The organism is Sphingobium sp. TCM1, from assembly GCF_001650725.1.
In the GTDB taxonomy this organism is placed as follows: Bacteria; Pseudomonadota; Alphaproteobacteria; order Sphingomonadales; family Sphingomonadaceae; genus Sphingobium.
In genome coordinates this window covers 205,600-223,766 of the sequence record NZ_LXVX01000034.1, presented here as the reverse complement: position 1 = coordinate 223,766, position 18,167 = coordinate 205,600, and the positions used below count along the sequence as shown (strand labels likewise).

Here is an 18,167-nt window from a genome sequence, read left to right as displayed (position 1 = left end):
CCCAGAATCCATCTCAATCAACCTTCAGCGAGAGCGCGTCGTCACCCTCGTCAATATGGACCATCGCTCCGTCTCTAATCTCGCCCCGGAGAATCAAATCGGCGAGAGGGTCTTGCAGAAAACGCTGCACGGCGCGCTTCAATGGTCGTGCGCCATAGACCGGATCATAGCCGACGCGGCCAAGCCAAGTGCGCGCGGCATCGCTAAGATCGAGTCTGATTTTGCGATCTTTGAGCAGCTTGCCGACGCGGGCAACCTGAATGTCGACGATTGGCGCCATATGGTCAGCGGCGAGCCGGTGAAACAATATGATCTCATCAAGCCGGTTGAGGAACTCCGGCCGGAAATGGCCGCGGACGATCTCCATCACCTGATCCTCGACCTTCTCGACCGGTTCATTGTCGGCAAGGCCGGCGATATACTGGCTGCCCAGATTGCTGGTCAGCACGATGATCGTATTGGTGAAGTCGACCGTTCGGCCCTGGCCGTCGGTCAGTCGTCCGTCGTCGAGCACCTGGAGGAGTATGTTGAACACGTCGCCATGGGCCTTTTCGACCTCATCGAAGAGGACGACCTGATAGGGCCGGCGGCGGACGGCCTCGGTCAGGACGCCCCCTTCCTCATAGCCGACATAGCCTGGAGGCGCGCCGATCAGACGGGCGACCGAATGCTTCTCCATGAACTCGCTCATGTCGATGCGGACCATCGCGTTGTCGTCGTCGAACAGGAAGCCGGCAAGCGCCTTGGTGAGCTCGGTCTTGCCGACGCCCGTGGGGCCAAGAAAGAGAAAGCTGCCCAGCGGCCGATTGGGATCCTGCAAGCCAGCGCGGGCACGGCGCACCGCCGTCGATACGGCGCGGACGGCATCGGCCTGGCCGATGACACGCTTGCCAATCGTCTCTTCCATGCCGAGCAGCTTCTCGCGCTCGCCAGTCATCATCCGTTCGACGGGGATGCCGGTCCAGCGCGCAACGACGCCGGCAATATCCTCACTGGTCACTTCCTCGCGCAGCATCGCGCCCTCGGCCGCTCCCGCGGCATCGGAGAGTTGCTTTTCTAGGACAGGGATTGTGCCGTATTGGAGCTCGCCAGCCTTGGCGAGATCGCCCGAACGCTGGGCCTGTTCGAGTTCGATGCGCGCGGCGTCGAGTTGCTCCTTGATACGGCTTTCGCCCGCGATTTTCTCCTTCTCCGCCTGCCAGCGCGAGGTCAATTCGCTCGACTGCTGCTCGAGATTGGCGAGGTCCTGCTCCAGCGTTGCCAGCCGGTCTCTTGAGGCCTTGTCGGTCTCCTTCTTCAGCGCCTCCCGCTCGATCTTCAACTGGATGATGCGCCGGTCGAGATTCTCGATCTCCTCGGGCTTGGATTCGACCTCCATGCGCAAGCGCGAGGCCGCCTCGTCCATGAGGTCGATCGCCTTGTCGGGTAGGAAGCGGTCGGTGATGTAACGATGGGAGAGCGTCGCGGCTGAAACCAGGGCGCCGTCGGTGATTCTGACCCCGTGGTGCAGTTCGTATTTTTCCTTGAGCCCGCGCAGGATCGAGATAGTGTCTTCGACCGTCGGCTCGCCGACGAAGACGGGCTGGAACCGTCGCTGGAGCGCCGGATCCTTTTCGACATGCTTGCGATATTCGTCGAGCGTGGTCGCGCCGATGCAATGCAGTTCGCCGCGCGCGAGCGCGGGCTTGAGCAGGTTGGAGGCATCCATTGCGCCTTCCGATTTTCCCGCGCCGATGAGCGTGTGCATCTCGTCGATGAACAGCACGATATGACCCTCGGCGGCCTTCACCTCGTCGAGCACGCCTTTCAGCCGTTCTTCGAACTCGCCGCGATACTTCGCGCCGGCAATCAGACTGCCCATGTCGAGTGCCATCAAAGCGCGATCCTTGAGCGTGTCGGGCACGTCGCCATTGGCGATGCGCAGAGCGAGCCCTTCCGCAATTGCTGTCTTGCCGACGCCGGGTTCGCCGATGAGGACGGGGTTGTTTTTGGTGCGCCGAGCCAGGATCTGGATGGTGCGTCGAATTTCCTCGTCGCGGCCAATGACGGGGTCGAGCTTGCCGTCGCGCGCCGCTTCGGTGAGGTCACGCGCAAATTTCTTGAGCGCATCATAGCGGTCCTCCGCCGACGCGGTGTCCGCGGTCTTGCCTTTGCGCAACTCGTTGATTGCCGCATTCAGCGTGTCGGGCTTGAGGCCTGCTGCAGCCAGGGCCTTGCCGGCTGTCGTGGTCGGCGCCAGCGCCAGCGCCAGCAACATGCGCTCGACGGTGACATAGGTATCGCCTGATTTCTGCGCGACCTGTTCGGCCTGGTCGAGAACGCGCACCGCATCATTGTCGAGGCTCGGTGTTGCCTGCGCGCCGCTGCCTGAGACGGCCGGCACCTTGGCGAGCGCAATGTCGGTCTCGCGCGTCGCCACGGCGGGATTCCCGCCGGCCGCGCGGATAAGGCCGCTCGCCATGCCTTGCCCATCCTCGAGCAACGCCTTCAACAGATGTTCCGGACTAATCCGTTGATGGCTCATGCGGATCGCGACAGTCTGTGCGCTCTGCAGGAAGCCCTTGGCGCGATCGGTGAATTTCTCGAGATTCATGGCATTCCTCGTATGTCGTTTAGCCCAGGTTCCGGTTGGTGCTCAGTCCTTTGTCCATGCGCCGTCGGCGCGAGGCACGCGACGAACTGGGTTGTTCGGTTCGTGGCCATTGTGTGCAGGATCGGACGCACCTGCCGCAGAGCCGAGAAGCGAAATGCAAGGATGGAGAGGGCTGCGGATCATGCCTTGTCATCCGCAATCGCGGGCTTCGCCACTATAGGGGTTTGTACGAAGCTTGGCCGCTGCCGCCCATAGACGCGATCACAGGTGGTGCATCGCCTGCGCACTTGATTGATTAAGAGCTCAGATCGGTAGTCAGACGGTCATCTCTGACTTTCTGTCCGGGGGCAGGCCATTCACGCGCGAGACCGGGAGACTACGTATGCCCCTCGGGGGCAGACAGGCACATTGTCGCGCGGCGAAAAGGGCGCCGTTTCGATCTTGGCTCGACTTGGGCATTTCGGTGGCGTTCGGCGGTAATCGTTCGCCCGAGCGAAGAGGGAACAAGCCACGTGATGACCGACAGTTCGCTGACCGATCTTCCGCAATTTCTAGCTAAGCCTACCCGTTTCATGTTCTTCACGGGCAAAGGAGGCGTGGGCAAGACTTCGATTGCCGGCGCGGCCGCCCTTTCGCTCGCGGATCACGGTAAATCGGTCCTTCTCGTCAGCACAGATCCCGCCTCCAATCTCGATGAGATTCTGGACGTTCCGTTGACCAATCAGCCAGTCGCAGTCCCGAACGCTGCCGGGCTGAGTGTCCTTAACATTGATCCGACTGCGCAGCGGACGCCTATCGCATGCGCGTGCTGGATCAGATGGACCCTCGCGCCAGTCCGGGTGAGCGCGATAGGGTGCGTGAACAGCTATCGGGCTCTTGTACGACTGAGATCGCGGCATTCGACGAATTTGTAGGCCGGCTTACGGATGGTGACGAGGTCTATGATCATGTCCTGTTCGATACGGCGCCAACGGGACATACGCTTCGTTTGCTGAGCCTGCCCAAGGCGTGGAGTGGCTTTCTGGCGGAGAATGATCAGGGTGCGTCGTGCCTGGGACCGCATTCGGGCCTGACGTCGCAGGAAGAACGCTTCAGGAAAGCCATGGCAGCCTTGGGCGATCCGAAGGCCACGACCGTCATTCTCGTGACGCGCCCGGAGCAAGCCGCGATAGCCGAGGCGGGTCGAACCTCGACCGAATTGCGAGTGCTCGGTCTTGGCAATCAGCATCTCGTCGTGAATGGCCTGTTCCACGCCAGCGACCCAACCGATGCGACGGCGGCGTCACTGGAAGCGCAGGGACAGCAGGCGCTCGCAGCCATGCCGGCCGCGCTCCGAACGCTTCCGCGCGACGACATTGCGCTGCGACCCTTCGAGATGATGGGCTTGGAGAGGTTGCCGTTTTCCACGCCTTCTCGCACATCGTGGCAGAGGCGCGTAGCGCGTTTGTCGTGCTGGACACGGCGCCCACAGGTCACAGTCTTCTGCTAATGGATGCCACCGGTGCCTATCACCGGCAGATGACACGCCAATCGACCTTGCATGACCTTGCCGGTCGGATCACCACGCCGCTGATGCGGCTCCAGGATCCCGACTATACGCGTGTCCTGCTGGTTACCCTCGCCGAGACCACGCCGGTCTCTCAGGCCAGCACATTACAAGATGATCTACGGCGCGCGCAGATCGAGCCCTATGCCTGGATCATCAACAAGAGTTTGCTGGCGGCAGGCTCGAGCAATTTACTTTTGCGCCAGCGACTCAATGGCGAGCAGAAGCAGATTGATCGCGTACGGGCGCTCATGGCGAAGCGCCTATTTTTCGTGCCGTGGCAAACGACGCCTCCGGTGGGTGTCGTCGCGCTCGAGCGGCTAGCCCGTGACCAGTCGATCTCCCCACCGCCAACTGGTGATGCCAAGGAACGCGCTGTGTTATAGGCTGCACGCTGGTCGGTCGGTACGATGATGATCGTTTCCGTTCGCTGCCTATCTTCTGATCGTCGAAGGCGTAGCCCGAAAACCGGCTGGATAAATGCTGCGTGGCATCAGTTGCGAGGAATCTGCTGGTTCGCCCACGCAATGATGGAACGCTGGTCCATCGCGCCCGCACTCCTTGCGATTTCCCGTCCGCCTGAAAACAGGATGAGTGATGGTATCGATCGGATCGCAAATCGCGCGGCGACCGCCTGTTCCGCTTCAGTATCGACCTTTAGCAACCGGATCTTCGGTTCAAGAGCCTTCGCAGCGGCGGCAAAGGCCGGGGCCATCGCCTTGCACGGTCCACACCAGCTTGCCCAGAAATCGACGAGGACAGGCAGCGATCCGGTTGTCACATGGCGATCGAACGCCTGGCCATTTACGGTGATAGGCGCTCCTTGAAACAACAACTGGCCGCAGCGTCCGCATTTCGGGCCTTCCGAGATGCGAGTGGCTGGAACGCGATTTGCCGTTGCGCAGGAGGGACAGATGATGACGGCGGGATCGGCCAACGCAGCATTCATTCCGGCATTCCTTGTAATTGATGCACCTTGTCGACATCCATGGGCACGCCATAAACGCTTCCCGCCTGGGCGCCGGAAGCCATGTGATGCGTCGTTTCGCTAATCTCATGGTTGCGCCCTCAATTTATCGCTTACATTTGTAATGTAACCATGTGTGGAATAATGCCAAGATGCGCGAGACGGAATTTCCCGAGATGGATGAAATGTCGGCCGATATGGGCAGCGTCCCGCGCTACTCAAACGAAAGGCGGCTTCCTGAAGGTGCGTGTTCTTCTATCAGCTTGGGTTCCGGCCGTCCGGCCTGCCTGTGACGGTCAGTCCCGTCCTGCTGCAGTGAGACTGCTTCAAGCGATCGCCTTTCAGGCATCCGATGATCAGTCCTCGACGCGGGCATAGCGGATTTTCACGCGCAGTCCCCCAGGCGCGCCTTGGCCAAAGAACACCTCCGCGTGGTCACGTTCGGCGAGCGCCCTCACGATCGCCAGCCCGAGGCCGGCGCCGCCAGTTTCGCGACTGCGGGAGGGGTCGAAGCGTTGAAAGGGTATGCCGAGGCTGGCCAGCCCGTCGACCGGAACGCCTGGACCGTCGTCTTCGACGACGATATCGACCGTCTCGCCGGTCGCATGGGCCGAGATTGCCACTGCGTTGCCGTGACGGACGCCGTTCGCGATGAAGTTGTCGAGGATGCGGTGCAGCGAGAGCGGCGTGGCGGCGATCGCGAGATCGTCGGGCACGGGCGCCAACGTCACGGCTTCGTCGAGTTCGCGATGCGCGTCGACGATCTCGGCGAGCGCCTGTGCAACTGTCACGCGCTCCGGATGGCTTGGCGGTGCGGAGTCGCGGTCCGCCAGCAGCGTATCGTTGATGAGAGCAGTCATCTCGTCGATATCGCGCACCGCGCGGGCTTGCTGATCGGGATCGTCGATGAACTCCGCGCGAAGGCGGAGCCGCGCCAGATAGGTCCGCAGGTCATGCGCGATCACCGCAAGGACGCGCGTCCTCTCGCCGATCAGCACGCGGATCTGCGCCTTCTTGTCGTTGAAGGCGGAGGCGAGCTCGCGCACTTCGCGTGAGCCTACACCATCAAAGGCATCGACGGGCGAAATCGTGCTTGTCCCCGAGCGAATGCGGGTCTTCCGCCACCTACATCGCCAGCCAACTCTTCCAGAGCATGTAGAGGGCGACGAGAAATATCAGCACCGCGAACACGCTGCTGAGCAGCCCCTTGCGCGCGGACAGGCGCTTGGAAATTCCAGCACCGATGATCCCGCCCACAATGCCACCACCGATGAACACGCCCGCCAAGCTCCAGTCGACGAGGCCCGAGAGCGCATAGTTGAACGCGGTGGTCAGCCCGAAGGCGGCAACGGCGACGAGCGACGATCCGACCGCATTGATCATCGGCATACCGGTGGAAGCCATGAGCCCCGGCACGATCAGGAACCCGCCGCCGATGCCGAAGAAACCCGAGAAGAGTCCGGTGGCGCTGCCATAGCCGATCACCTTGGGCGCGTTCTCACGGCGGCATTGGACATCGGGATTGCCGGGATTGCTGCGGCTACGCAGCATCAGCGCGCCCACGGCCAGCATCAGGAGCGCGAACAGGAACAAAAGGCGCTGGCCATCGATGGCCTTGCCGAGCGTGGATCCGGCATAAGCGCCGATCACGCCGGCAAGCGCATACATGCCCGCGCAGCGCCATTTGATGATCCCTTGCCGCGCATGGGGGATGAGGTTCGCACCGGCATTGGCCGCGACGGCCAGCGCGCTCGTGCCGATCGCGACATGAGGCGACGTCACCCCGACCAAGTAGACCATCAGCGGCACCGCGAGGATCGAGCCGCCGCCGCCGACCAGGCCGAGGGTGAATCCCACCAGCGAGCCCGATCCGGCACCGAGCAGATATTGCGCAGGTTCCAGCATGACGATGCTACAGGCTGTTCAGGGGGAGCTTGAGATAGCGCGTGCCATTCTCCTCCGGCTCGGGAAGGTTGCCGCCGCGCATGTTGACCTGGATCGAAGGCAGAATGAGGCGCGGCATGCCGAGCGTGGCATCGCGATCCCGTCGCATCGTAACGAACGCGTCTTCCTCGACGCCTTCATGGACATGGACATTCGCGTTCCGCTCGTCGCCCACGGTCGTCTCCCAGACGAACGCATCCCGGCCCGGCGCCTTATAGTCATGGCACAGGAACAGGCGCGTCGCGTCGGGAAGCGTCAGCAACCGGCGGATCGATCGGAAGAGGGTCCGCGCGTCCCCGCCGGGGAAATCCGCTCGCGCCGTTCCGTAATCGGGCATGAAGAGCGTATCGCCGATAAAGGCCGCGTCGCCGATCACATAGGCCATGTCGGCCGGCGTGTGCCCAGGAACGTGCAGGGCGACCGCTTCGATCGCGCCGAGCTGGAAGCGATCGCCATCACCGAAGAGATGATCAAATTGCGATCCATCCCGCGCAAAGCGCGTGCCTTCGTTGAAGATCTTGCCGAACACGGCCTGGACGGTGAGAATGTCCTTGCCGATGGCGAGCTTGCCGTCGAGCCGTTCCTTGAGATAGGGCGCGGCTGAAAGATGGTCGGCATGGGCATGGGTCTCGAGCAGCCATTCCACCTCGAGCCCTTCAGCCTTGACATAGGCGATGACGGCATCGGCCGAGGTGCAGGAGGTTCGTCCCGAAGCCGGATCGAAATCGAGCACGCTGTCGATGATCGCCGCCTTGCGGGTCGCCGGATCGGCGACGACGTGGGTCGCCGTGAACGTGTCCTCGTCGAAGAAGGTTTTCACGGTCGGTCTGGTTGCGTGCGCGCCCTCGATGATCTGGGCCGCCGTGGCGATGTGGGGATCAGTCATGGGACAATCACTTTCAGTTTCTCATGGAGGTTGGTGGCGCCGGATTGAGGGAAGCTCCGGATGCCGACGGCGGGTTATCACCGCCGGCATCCGGTGCGCCTCAGAGCGCCTTCTTGCTGAAGTACCAGTCGGTCGTGTCATAGCCCTCGCCGGCGCGTTCCTTGGCCGCCTTGGCGGTCTGGGGAGGCGGAACGATGACCGCTTCGCCAGGCTGCCAGCCTTCCGGGGTCGCGACCTTGTTCGCGTCCGAGGTCTGCAGTGCCTTCAACAGCCGCAGGAACTCGGCGACCGAGCGACCATTGGACATCGGATAGTAGACCATCGCGCGGATGATGCCTTCCGGGTCGATGATGAAGGTCGCGCGCACCGCAGAGGTATCCGACGCGCCGGGATGGATCATCCCGAAGGCCGTTGCGACCTTCATCGACAGATCCTCGATGATCGGAAAGGGAATTTCGACGCCGAACTTCTCCTCGATCGCCCGCATCCAGGCGATGTGAGCGTAATGCGAGTCGATCGACAGGCCGAGCAACTCGCAGTCGAGTGCCTTGAACTCGTCGGCGGCGCGGGCGAACGCCATGAACTCGGTCGTGCAAACCGGCGTGAAGTCCGCCGGATGGGAGAAGAGCACGAGCCACTTGCCGCGATAGTCGGAAAGCGAGCGCATTCCGTCCGTCGTTTTCGCGGTGAAATCGGGGGCAGGTTCGTTGATCCTAGGCATGGGTACCAGAAGTGTGTTCAGATCGGTCATGACGTTTCCTTGCTTGAGGGACGATGACATTCATATACACGATTATTGGAATTGATTGAATATCATTCTCTGAATGACAGAGATCACTCCTGCAATCCGTGCAGGAGCACCTGAATCGGTTGCAGACTGAGTTATCAATTACGATTAAACCGTAATCGATGCGCGCGCGGACGCCGACTGCCAGCCCCGCCGAAGCCTCCTCAAGAAGGAGCGGAGGCTTTGGCCAGGCCCTGCCGCCGCGCTGCCTTCGAATCCGTCAGCCAGAGATGGGCGGTGTCCGTTCAGCGACCCGATCAGGGCTGGCGAAATTGCTTATGCGATTGCCGTGACCAGCCAGGCCTTGCCCGGGGCAGCGATGCCAGCGGGCGTTTCAAAGGGCTTGTAAAGAGCAATCAGCTCCGCCCGGATCGCACGGAGCGTTTCAGGCGGAACGGACTCCTCGTCGTCCGCGAAGGGGAATGTCGCCAGCAGGAAGTCCACTGCAGTCTCGGCGCTACTCTGCTCGCCACCAACCATCACCGACCCTGCCCATGGCGTGAGCGTGATGTCGCAAAAGCCGGCCTGCTCGAGCAAGGCCGTGAAGCGCTTCGGGTCCGCCAGGGAAAAGGGCCCGGGTGCGAGCGGGTCTGGCGGGGGCATGGAGATATGCTTCGCAACGATTGCGAGCACGCCGCCGACCCAGACATTGTCCTGTGGCGGAGCCCAGACCGCCATATCCGCGGTCCCGCCCTTGGCCATCAGGCCGTGGAGGTTCTGGAATGCGGCGGCTGGATCGCCAAAGAACATGATGCCAAGGCGCGACATCAGGCGGTCGAACGGTGCCCCTTCCGGCTTGAGTGCGGCAGCATCGCCTGCCTCGAACCGCACGTTGCGCACGCCGGCATCGGTGGCGCGCCGCGCCGCTTCCTTCACTAGCGCTGCGGAAATATCGACGCCGCATACGCGCCCGCCGATCCCGACTTGAAGCGCCGCCTCCCGAGAGGTCCAACCGCCGCCGCAACCAACGTCCAGGACATTTTGCCCCGTTTGCAGCTTTGCATGGTCGAGCAGGGCAAGCCCAAGCGGCCGAAGCATCTGTTCGAAGCGGTCGACCTGGGCCAGCCAGCGATCCCCCATCTCTCCAGCCCAGTCTTCACCGCCGGGATTATGTGCGTCCGTCATCTCGTCCTCTCCTCCAGGCCAGGCAACCAGGGTCATTGCCCCGGTGTTTCGCCGCCAGCTTGAGCGGCGAACTGGTCGAACGCTTCCACGGCCTGCGCTGCATACATCAGGCTCGGGCCCGCGCCCATGTAAAGCGCCATGCCCATGGTCTCCAGGATTTCGTCGCGGGTCGCACCCTGCTTGACCGCGGCCTGCGAATGGAAAGCGACGCATCCGTCGCAACGGATCGCAACCGAGATGGCGAGCGCGATCAGTTCCTTCGTCTTGGTATCGAGCACGCCCGCCTGCGTGGCGGCGCGCGCCATCGCCGAGAAGGCCTTCGTCACCTCCGGGCTGCCCAGGCGCACTTCCTTGATCGCCCCGGTCAGTTCGGCCGCCATGGCTGGCCAATCCTTGTGCATTACGCTTGTCCTTCTGGTTTCAGGAACGGCCGAGTAACGCCGCGAGCCGATAGGCAGCCACGATGCGGTCGGTGCCGGCGCGAATGGATCCAGCCTCGGCGGCGATCGCCTCGCGCTCGGCGTCGAGCAGGTCGAGCTGGGGCTTGATGCCGACCCGCACCTCATGACGGACGCTCTCGAGCGCCTGCGCGGCCGAGGCGGCCTGTTCGGTCGCGGCCTGCTCGACGAGCTGCGCCGTCCGCACCTCCTGGAAGGCCGATACGACCTGCTCCTCGACCTGCATGCTGGCGGCGCGCATCCGCGCGTCGGCAGCGCGGACTTCACTGCTCGCTTCGGCAACCTTGCCCGACACGCGACCGCCACTGAACAGCTCCCAGCGAGCCCGGACACCGACGGTCGCGCTGTCCGCGCGATAATCGGGAAAAAACTGGTCGCGCACTGTTCCGGCTTCGGCAAAAGCCCCGACAGTGGGCAATCGTTCGGCGCGCGCGCCACGGGACGCCGCCTGCGCCGCGCGCAGGCGGGTCTGGGCCTGGACGACCAGGGGGTTGCTGCGCATCGCCTCCTCCATCGCCTCGTCGAGCGTCGCGGGCAGCGGCGGATTGGCGGGCAAGGGCTGCAAATCGGTGGGCTCAAGGCCGGTCAGGTTGGTGAAATGCGCGCGAGCCGAGACCTGCATGCCCTGCGCCCGGGCCAGACCCGCGCGCGCTTCGGCCAAGCGCGCACCAGCCTGCGCGACGTCCGTGCTGGGACTTTCACCGGCTCGATAGCGCAGTCGCGCCTGGCGCTCGATCTCGGTCGTCTCGGCGAGCAGCCGCTCATAAAGAGTCACCATGTGCGCCGCTGTCAGGACGTCGCCATAAGCCTGGGTCACCGCCGTGGCGAGTTGCGCGCGCGCACCGCTTTGCCCGGCCTCGGCGCCTGCAATCCCTGCGCGCGCCCGATCGATGCCCGCGCCGACCCGTCCGCCGGTGAAGAGCGGCTGCTCGACCGTCACCTGGGCCGCGCGCGGGGTTACATTGGCGGCGCCCAGCCCGAAAAAGCTCTGGGGATCGAGGCGACCATAACCGATCGTCCCGCTCAGCGTTGCGGTCGGAAGCTGTCCCGACCGCGCCTGATCGAGACGCGCCTTGGCCGCGTCGGTCTCCGCATCCGCGACCACGATCTCGGGCGCATGGCGCATCGCCGCCGCAATCGCTTCATCAAGCGTCGTGGCGTTGGCCGCCGTGTTCGCCAGCAGCGAAGCGGCAAACCACAGCGTCAGGCGAGCGACCCGGCGGGATCGGTTCATTTGAAGGCGGTCCCCGGTCGGACGCCCATCGCCTTGAAGACGGTCGCGGCGGGGCAGAAACCAGTGAAGCCAGCCTGGATCATGTTGAGGCCGGCAAAAGCGGTCAGCGCAATCCACCAGGGATGAACCAGATAGGCCAGAACGACGCCCAGAAGGACGACACATCCGGCGAAGATCATGACGGCGCGATCGAGAGTCATTGTCGCATTCCTTTCCTTGTCGAGAGTGGCCGTCACATCCGCAGCTTGCGGATGCCCATGACGTGGAGCGCCAACTTCTCGTAGAAGGGCTCGCTCTCGCCCTTGCGCACCTTGCGCAGGAAATATTTCTCGAAGCCGATCTTGGCGAGATGGACCCATGTGCCGCTCGCCGCCCAGTTGACGTTGCGTGGCGGGATCTGCGGCTGCGCGACGAAGGCGACACCGCCGTCGCCGAAATCGGCCAGGCAGACGGCGTTCCAGGTCGCTTCGGCGGTCGGCTCCTTGCCGTCCAGGATCATGGTGAGGTTCGCGGCAATCGCGGTCACCATGCTTTCGATCATGAAGCCGGTCTTGGGCACGCCGACCGGCACCGGCGTCGGGCCGGTAGGCGGGATGGCCACGCAAACGCCGAGCGCGAAGATTTCGGGAAAGGCCGGGTTGCGCTGGTGCTTGTCGACCAGGATGAACCCGCGCGGATTGGTGAGCCCGGCAATGTCGCGAACGGCCGGCACGCCCCGGAACGCGGGGAGCATCATCGAGAAACTGAACGGCAGATCGTGGGTTCTGGCGACCGCGCCGACCTCGGCGATCTCCTCGACATGCATCACGCCGGCATCGACCTTGGCGACGCGCGCATTGGTGATCCACTTGATGTGCCGCTCGCGCATCTCGCTTTCGAGCAAGGACTTGGTGTCGCCGACGCCATCGAGGCCGAGATGGCCGATATAGGGCTCGGCGGTGACGAACGTCATCGGCACCTTGTCGCGAATTTTGCGGCGGCGCAGCTCAGTGTCGAGGATCAGGGCAAACTCATAGGCCGGGCCATAGCAGGAGGCGCCCTGGACGGCGCCTACCACGATGGGCCCGGGGTTTTCGACGAAGTGATCGAAGGCTTCTGCCGCAGCGGACGCATGAGCCGTCTGGCAGATCGAAACAGTATGACCGCCGTGCGGCCCCAGCCCTTCAATTTCATCGAACGCTAAATCAGGCCCGGTTGAAATTACAAGATAATCGTAATTGATTGATGTGCCGTCATTAAGCTCCAGCCGCTTTTCCGAAGCATGGAGACGCTTCGCGCCGACCGCCGTGAAGCCGATCTTCTTCTTCGCGAAGATGGGCGGAAGATGCACCTGGATCGCCTCGGGCTCGCGCCAACGCACGGCGACCCAGGGGTTGGATGGCACGAAGGAGTAGGTTTCCGAGTCGGAGACCATCATCACTTCGGCGCGCGCCTTTGCTGCCGCGTTGATTTCATAGGCGGCGATGGTTCCGCCCAGCCCGGCGCCCAGCACCACGATCTTCGGCTTGTCCATGACTTCCTCTCGCATCTCTCAAGAACTGGCTTGACGGAATATAATGATTACACGATATATGCAATAAGCAAATTAAGGGAGACTCTCATGTTTGGTTTGGGAAAGTCAAAATCGCATCGTGAGTTGCAGCCCCTGGAGCTCAAGAGCATGCTCGCGGACGGTTCCGCGCTGCTCATCGACGTGCGCGAGCCGGACGAATTCGCAGCGGGCCACATCGCTGGCGCAGTGAACATCCCTTTGTCGACCTTTTCACCGCGTAATGTTCCGGATGCAGCCGGACGAACGGTCGTGCTTCAATGCGCGGGTGGCAAACGCTCCGGCATGGCGCTGGACCGTTGCGCGCAGGCGCAGACGGCGATCGACACGCATCTGGGCGGCGGCATCGGCGCATGGAAAAACGCCGGTCTGCCGATCGTCAGCGGCAAATAAGAGCGAAAGGGTCGGGGATGCGCAGGATGACAAAATGGGTCTGGCTTACGGGCGCGTCGCTCGCCTTGGCTTCCTGCGGCGGCAAGGAAACGGCCGAACAGCCTTCCGCGACGCTCCCCGCTGGTGAATCGCTGAAGCTCGCGGCGACCGACATCGCCGACATGAAGGCGGTCGCCGCCGAGATCACCACGCGCGACTCCGCCGAAGCGCTTGCCCGGATACCGGGCACGCTTGTCAGCCTTTCGGTCCGCGAAGGCGAGATGGTCGAAAAAGGCCAGCGCATCGGCACGGTCGTCGATGCGCGCCTCGGCTATGAGACCAGCGCCTATGGCGCGCAGGTCGCCGCCGCGCAGGCCGAGGCGGCGCGCGCGCGCGGCGACCTTGCCCGCGTCCAGGATCTCTACAACAACAAGGTCTATGCCAAGGCGCGCCTTGACCAGGCGGTCGCCCTATCGCGCGCCGCTGACGCCCAGGTCGCAGCCGCACGCGCGCAGCAAGGCGCAAGCGCCAGCGTCGCCGGGCAAGGCGCGATCCTTGCGCCGGCCACCGGCCGGGTGCTGCGTGCCGACATCCCGGCCGGATCGGTCGTCGCGCCGGGCATGTCGGTGGCGACGATCACCGCCGGTCCGCCGCTGCTGCGGCTCGAGCTGCCGGAATCGCTTGCCGGGCAGGTGCGCAACGGCGCGCAAATCCTGGTGGCTGAAGGCGATCTGCCCGAGGGGTCGCGTCAGGGCCGAGTGACGCAGGTTTATCCCGCCGTCACCGGGGGCCGGGTACGGGTCGATGCGACCGTGCCCGGCCTTTCGACGCAGCTTGTGGGGCGGCGCGTCGGTGTCTCGATCGAAGTGGGTAGGCGCGGTGCCCTCGTGGTGCCGCGCCGCTTCGTCTCGACGCGCTACGGCATCGACCAGGTCGATGTCGTGACGGCCAACCGCCGGGTGAGCGCCGTGCCCGTGCAGGTTGCGCCCACCGCCGACCCCGACAGGATCGAGATTCTGAGCGGCGTCGCGGCCGGGGACACGCTCTTCCTGGCGGGCGCGCGCAAATGAACCTCGGCATCTCCGGTCGCCTGACCCGCGCCACCATCATGTCGCCGCTGACGCCGCTATTTCTGATGGCGGCGATCGCGGTCGGGCTGCTCGCGCTTTTCTCGATCCCCCGCGAGGAGGAGCCGCAGATCAGCGTGCCGATGGTCGACATCCAGGTGATGGCGCCCGGTCTCGCCGCAGCCGATGCCGTCGAGCTGGTCGGCATTCCGCTCGAGACCATCGTCAAGAGCGTCGATGGCGTGGAGCATGTCTATACCCAGGCCGAAGATGATGGCGTGATGGTGACGGCGCGCTTCCTGGTAGGATCGGACCCAGAGGACGCCGCGACCCGCATCGACGAGAAGCTGCGCGCCAATTGGGATCGGATCCCGGTGGGCATTCCCGACCCCAAGGTCACGGTGCGCGGGATCAACGACGTCCCCGCGATCGTCCTGACCCTCTCGCCCAAGCCCGGCGCGGCCGGTCAATGGAGCGATCAGACGCTCCACGATCTCGCCACCAAACTGCGCACCGAGATCGCCAAGATCGACAATGTCGGCCTGACTTTCCTGACGGGCGGCCGCCCCGACGAAATACGGATCGCGCCGGATCCGGCCAAGCTCAACCAATATGGCGTGCCGCTCGGCAGCGTCATCGAAGCGGCCGGCCAGGCCAATCGCAGTTTTCCGGCCGGCAGCATTCGCGAGGGCGGCAAGGCGGTTTCCGTCACCGCCGGCCGCACTTTGTCCTCCGCGCAGGAAGTGGGTATGCTCACCGTCCGCTCGGCGCGCGGCGCGCCGGTCTATCTGCGCGACGTTGCCGCCGTCACCCAGGGACCACGCGAGGACCAGTCCCGCGCCTGGCGCTGGGCGCGAATGGGCAACCAATGGTCGAGCGCGCCTGCTGTCAGCATCGCCATCGCCAAGCGGTCGGGCGCCAATGCGGTTGTCGTCTCCGACGCCGTGCTGTCCAGGATCGAAAGTCTCAAGGGCAAGCTCATCCCCGCCGGGGTCGATGTCGCGGTCACGCGCAATTATGGCGCGACGGCGGACGAGAAGGCCAATGAGTTGCTGTTCCATCTGGCGCTGGCGACCATCTCGATTGTCGTCCTGATCGGCTTTGCGGTCGGCTGGCGCGAGGCTGGCGTGACCGCTGTCGTCATCCCCACGACGATCCTGCTCACCATGTTCGCCTCGAACCTCATGGGCTACACGATCAACCGGGTCAGCCTGTTCGCGCTAATCTTCTCGATCGGTATCCTGGTCGATGACGCCATCGTCATGATCGAGAATATCGCGCGCCACTGGGCGATGCCGGATGATCGGACCCGGACGCAGGCCGCGATCGAGGCCGTGGCCGAGGTCGGCAACCCGACCGTGGTCGCAACCCTCACCGTGGTCGCCGCGCTGCTGCCGATGCTGTTCGTCTCGGGCCTGATGGGTCCCTACATGGCGCCGATCCCGGTCAACGCCTCCGCAGCCATGGTCTTTTCCTTCTTCGTCGCGGTCGTGATCGCGCCCTGGCTGATGGTCCGCTTCGCGCGCAAGGCGCTGGCGGACGGAACGACGCATGCCGGCCACGCGCATGACGAGAGCGGTGGAAAGCTCGGCCGGCTCTATGCCCGCGTCGCCCACCGTGTGATCGACAGCCGCGCCTCTGCGCGCAATTTCCTGATCGCGGTCGGCATCGCCACGCTGCTTGCCTGCTCGATGTTCTATTTCAAGGCCGTGACCGTGAAGCTGCTGCCCTTCGACAACAAGTCGGAACTCCAGGTGGTGGTCGACATGCCCGAAGGCACCAGCCTGGAGGCGACCGGCCGGACGCTCGAGGATGTGGCGACCGTGGCGCGCAGGCTGCCCGAGGCGACCGCGATGGAAGCCTATGTGGGCACGTCCGCGCCGTTCAACTTCAACGGCCTCGTTCGCCACTATTTTCTGCGCAACAAACCGGAGATGGGCGACGTGATGGTCGCCTTGTTGCCCAAGGGCGAGCGCGACCGGTCAAGCCACCAGATCGCGCTTGTCCTGCGCCAGCAACTCAAGGCGCTGAAACTGCCCGATGGGGCCTCGATCAAGGTCGTCGAGACGCCACCCGGGCCGCCCGTGCTCGCGACGCTGCTGGCCGAGATCTATGGTCCCGATGCGCAGACCCGGCAGCGCACCGCGACCGAACTGGAAAAGATCTTCCGTTCGGTCCCCTATATCGTCGATGTCGATAACAGCTTCGGCCAGCCTCGACCCAGATTGCGCCTGATCCCGCAGCGCGACCGCATCGATTATTATGGGCTCTCGGAACGTCAAGTGGCTGACAGCATCGGCGCGCTGATGGGCAGCCAGACGGTTGGCTATGCGCCGCGTGGACAGGGCCGCACGCCATTGCCGATCACTATTGCCCTGCCGCAATCGGCACGGGGATGGTCGCAGACGCTCGCCAGCACGCCGGTCGCGGCAACGCCGGGCGGCGCGCTGATCGAGCTGGGCGCAATCGTGGATGCGCGCAACGAACAGGGCAGCCTGGCGATCTTTCGGCGCGACGGCCGCTTCGCCGACATGGTCACGGCCGAACTCGCCGGCGACTATGAGGCGCCGATTTATGGCATGCTCGCTGTCGACAAGGCAGTCGATGCCTATGACTGGGCATCCAAGGGCCTCGCCAGGCCGACCATACGCCTCAACGGCCAGCCCGAAGATGAAGCCGTTACCTCGCTGCTATGGGACGGCGAATGGGAAATCACCTGGGTCACCTTCCGCGACATGGGCGCGGCGTTCATGGTCGCGCTGCTCGGCATCTACATCCTGGTCGTGGCGCAGTTCCGCAACTTCAAGCTGCCCCTGGTGATTCTGACGCCCGTTCCGCTGACGCTGGTCGGCATCGTCATCGGGCACATGCTGTTCTCGGCGCCGTTCACGGCGACGTCGATGATCGGCTTCATCGCGCTCGCCGGCATCATCGTGCGCAACTCGATCCTGCTGGTCGATTTCATCCGGCACACCGTGACCCCCGGCAAGCCGCTGCGCGATGTGCTGATCGAGGCCGGCACGATCCGGTTCAAGCCGATCGTACTGACGGCTGCGGCGGCGATGATCGGCGCAGCCGTCATCCTGACTGATCCGATCTTCCAGGGCCTCGCCATTTCGCTCTTGTTCGGCCTCGCCTCCTCGACCTTGCTCACCGTGCTGGTTATCCCGGCCATCTATGTGGTGCTGCGTGATGACGGAATAACGGCAAGCAAATGAAGATGACGGACGATGCGGTGGACATGCTGTGCGAGCGCGCGACCGAGGTCGCCGCGTTCCTCAAGGTCGTCGCCAATGAACAGCGGCTGCGTTTGCTCTGCCGTCTGCGCGATGGCGAGGCTTCGGTCGGCGAGCTGGTCGAGTTGTGCGGCCTGTCGCAGTCGAGCGTGTCGCAGCATCTGGCGCGCATGCGCGAGGGCGGCCTGGTCCAGACCCGGCGCGAGAACACCACAATATTCTATCGAATCTGCGACGCCAATGTGCAGGCGCTGATGACTTTCCTGTGTGATCAGTTCGCCCAATAATCCGAACATGAACGGCAGGCGCGGCGATACGACACGCGGGGCCTCGCCATGGTCGTACCTGTGCGCCACCGCCCATATGATGCGGTCATCTACGTATAGGTGAAAACATGGTCCGT

General features: G+C 63.9%; 18 protein-coding genes. 7 read left to right on the top strand and 11 right to left on the bottom strand.

Features of this window, described 5'->3' with window-relative positions:
• Positions 1 to 13: 13 nt before the first annotated feature.
• Positions 14 to 2,593 carry an ATP-dependent chaperone ClpB gene (gene clpB, locus A7Q26_RS18080; protein ID WP_066862328.1) on the bottom strand — a complete coding sequence of 860 codons (2,580 nt, stop codon included), beginning with the start codon at positions 2,591 to 2,593 and terminating at the stop codon, positions 14 to 16.
• Between the two features lie 515 nt (positions 2,594 to 3,108).
• Here clpB and A7Q26_RS26365 point away from each other — a divergent pair.
• Genes A7Q26_RS26365 through A7Q26_RS26060 form a run of 3 tightly spaced genes read left to right on the top strand, consistent with a single transcriptional unit; the run spans position 3,109 to position 4,525 of the window.
• Positions 3,109 to 3,507: an ArsA family ATPase gene (locus A7Q26_RS26365; RefSeq protein WP_443018170.1), complete on the top strand. Its 399-nt coding sequence runs from the start codon at positions 3,109 to 3,111 to the stop codon at positions 3,505 to 3,507.
• Positions 3,393 to 4,082, top strand: a complete 690-nt coding sequence (locus A7Q26_RS26065) for an ArsA-related P-loop ATPase (RefSeq protein ID WP_269747270.1) — start codon at positions 3,393 to 3,395, stop codon at positions 4,080 to 4,082. The genes A7Q26_RS26365 and A7Q26_RS26065 overlap by 115 nt, the downstream gene beginning before the upstream one ends.
• Positions 4,016 to 4,525, top strand: a complete 510-nt coding sequence (locus A7Q26_RS26060) for an ArsA-related P-loop ATPase (protein ID WP_232313856.1) — start codon at positions 4,016 to 4,018, stop codon at positions 4,523 to 4,525. Before A7Q26_RS26065 ends, A7Q26_RS26060 begins: the two co-directional genes overlap by 67 nt.
• A gap of 107 nt (positions 4,526 to 4,632) precedes the next feature.
• Here the strand turns inward: A7Q26_RS26060 and trxC are convergent, their stop codons facing one another.
• The 10 genes from trxC to A7Q26_RS18025 form a co-directional block, all read right to left on the bottom strand.
• Complete coding sequence (gene trxC / locus A7Q26_RS18070; RefSeq protein ID WP_066862911.1) at positions 4,633 to 5,076, bottom strand: thioredoxin TrxC; 444 nt, start codon at positions 5,074 to 5,076, stop codon at positions 4,633 to 4,635.
• Positions 5,077 to 5,462: 386 nt separating this feature from the next.
• Positions 5,463 to 6,152, bottom strand: a complete 690-nt coding sequence (locus tag A7Q26_RS18065) for an ATP-binding protein (RefSeq protein ID WP_066862325.1) — start codon at positions 6,150 to 6,152, stop codon at positions 5,463 to 5,465.
• Positions 6,153 to 6,231: 79 nt separating this feature from the next.
• The gene (locus tag A7Q26_RS18060; protein WP_066862322.1) at positions 6,232 to 7,011 is read right to left on the bottom strand and encodes a sulfite exporter TauE/SafE family protein; all 780 of its coding nucleotides are present in this window, start codon (positions 7,009 to 7,011) and stop codon (positions 6,232 to 6,234) included.
• Positions 7,012 to 7,018: 7 nt separating this feature from the next.
• A complete protein-coding gene (locus A7Q26_RS18055; protein WP_066862319.1) occupies positions 7,019 to 7,936 on the bottom strand; it encodes an MBL fold metallo-hydrolase in 918 nt (305 codons plus the stop codon).
• Between the two features lie 100 nt (positions 7,937 to 8,036).
• A complete protein-coding gene (locus A7Q26_RS18050; protein ID WP_066862315.1) occupies positions 8,037 to 8,687 on the bottom strand; it encodes a peroxiredoxin in 651 nt (216 codons plus the stop codon).
• Positions 8,688 to 8,999: 312 nt separating this feature from the next.
• Positions 9,000 to 9,848: a class I SAM-dependent methyltransferase gene (locus A7Q26_RS18045; protein WP_066862313.1), complete on the bottom strand. Its 849-nt coding sequence runs from the start codon at positions 9,846 to 9,848 to the stop codon at positions 9,000 to 9,002.
• A gap of 32 nt (positions 9,849 to 9,880) precedes the next feature.
• Positions 9,881 to 10,228, bottom strand: coding sequence for a carboxymuconolactone decarboxylase family protein (locus tag A7Q26_RS18040; RefSeq protein WP_232313855.1), 348 nt, complete (start codon positions 10,226 to 10,228; stop codon positions 9,881 to 9,883).
• A gap of 40 nt (positions 10,229 to 10,268) precedes the next feature.
• Positions 10,269 to 11,540, bottom strand: a complete 1,272-nt coding sequence (locus tag A7Q26_RS18035; RefSeq protein ID WP_066862306.1) for a TolC family outer membrane protein — start codon at positions 11,538 to 11,540, stop codon at positions 10,269 to 10,271.
• On the bottom strand, positions 11,537 to 11,740 hold the full coding sequence (locus A7Q26_RS18030) for a YgaP family membrane protein (RefSeq protein ID WP_066862303.1): 204 nt from the start codon (positions 11,738 to 11,740) through the stop codon (positions 11,537 to 11,539). The genes A7Q26_RS18035 and A7Q26_RS18030 overlap by 4 nt, the downstream gene beginning before the upstream one ends.
• A gap of 32 nt (positions 11,741 to 11,772) precedes the next feature.
• Entirely contained in the window at positions 11,773 to 13,053 is a 1,281-nt protein-coding gene (locus A7Q26_RS18025) for an NAD(P)/FAD-dependent oxidoreductase (RefSeq protein ID WP_066862300.1), read from the bottom strand.
• A gap of 87 nt (positions 13,054 to 13,140) precedes the next feature.
• Here A7Q26_RS18025 and A7Q26_RS18020 point away from each other — a divergent pair, with 87 nt between their 5' ends.
• From A7Q26_RS18020 to A7Q26_RS18005, 4 genes are read left to right on the top strand one after another with little or no spacing between them, the layout of a single operon-like run.
• Positions 13,141 to 13,482: a rhodanese-like domain-containing protein gene (locus A7Q26_RS18020; RefSeq protein ID WP_066862297.1), complete on the top strand. Its 342-nt coding sequence runs from the start codon at positions 13,141 to 13,143 to the stop codon at positions 13,480 to 13,482.
• A gap of 26 nt (positions 13,483 to 13,508) precedes the next feature.
• Positions 13,509 to 14,531: an efflux RND transporter periplasmic adaptor subunit gene (locus A7Q26_RS18015; RefSeq protein WP_066862294.1), complete on the top strand. Its 1,023-nt coding sequence runs from the start codon at positions 13,509 to 13,511 to the stop codon at positions 14,529 to 14,531.
• On the top strand, positions 14,528 to 17,746 hold the full coding sequence (locus A7Q26_RS18010) for an efflux RND transporter permease subunit (protein WP_066862291.1): 3,219 nt from the start codon (positions 14,528 to 14,530) through the stop codon (positions 17,744 to 17,746). The genes A7Q26_RS18015 and A7Q26_RS18010 overlap by 4 nt, the downstream gene beginning before the upstream one ends.
• Positions 17,743 to 18,051, top strand: a complete 309-nt coding sequence (locus A7Q26_RS18005) for an ArsR/SmtB family transcription factor (protein ID WP_066862288.1) — start codon at positions 17,743 to 17,745, stop codon at positions 18,049 to 18,051. Before A7Q26_RS18010 ends, A7Q26_RS18005 begins: the two co-directional genes overlap by 4 nt.
• Positions 18,052 to 18,167 lie beyond the last annotated feature (116 nt).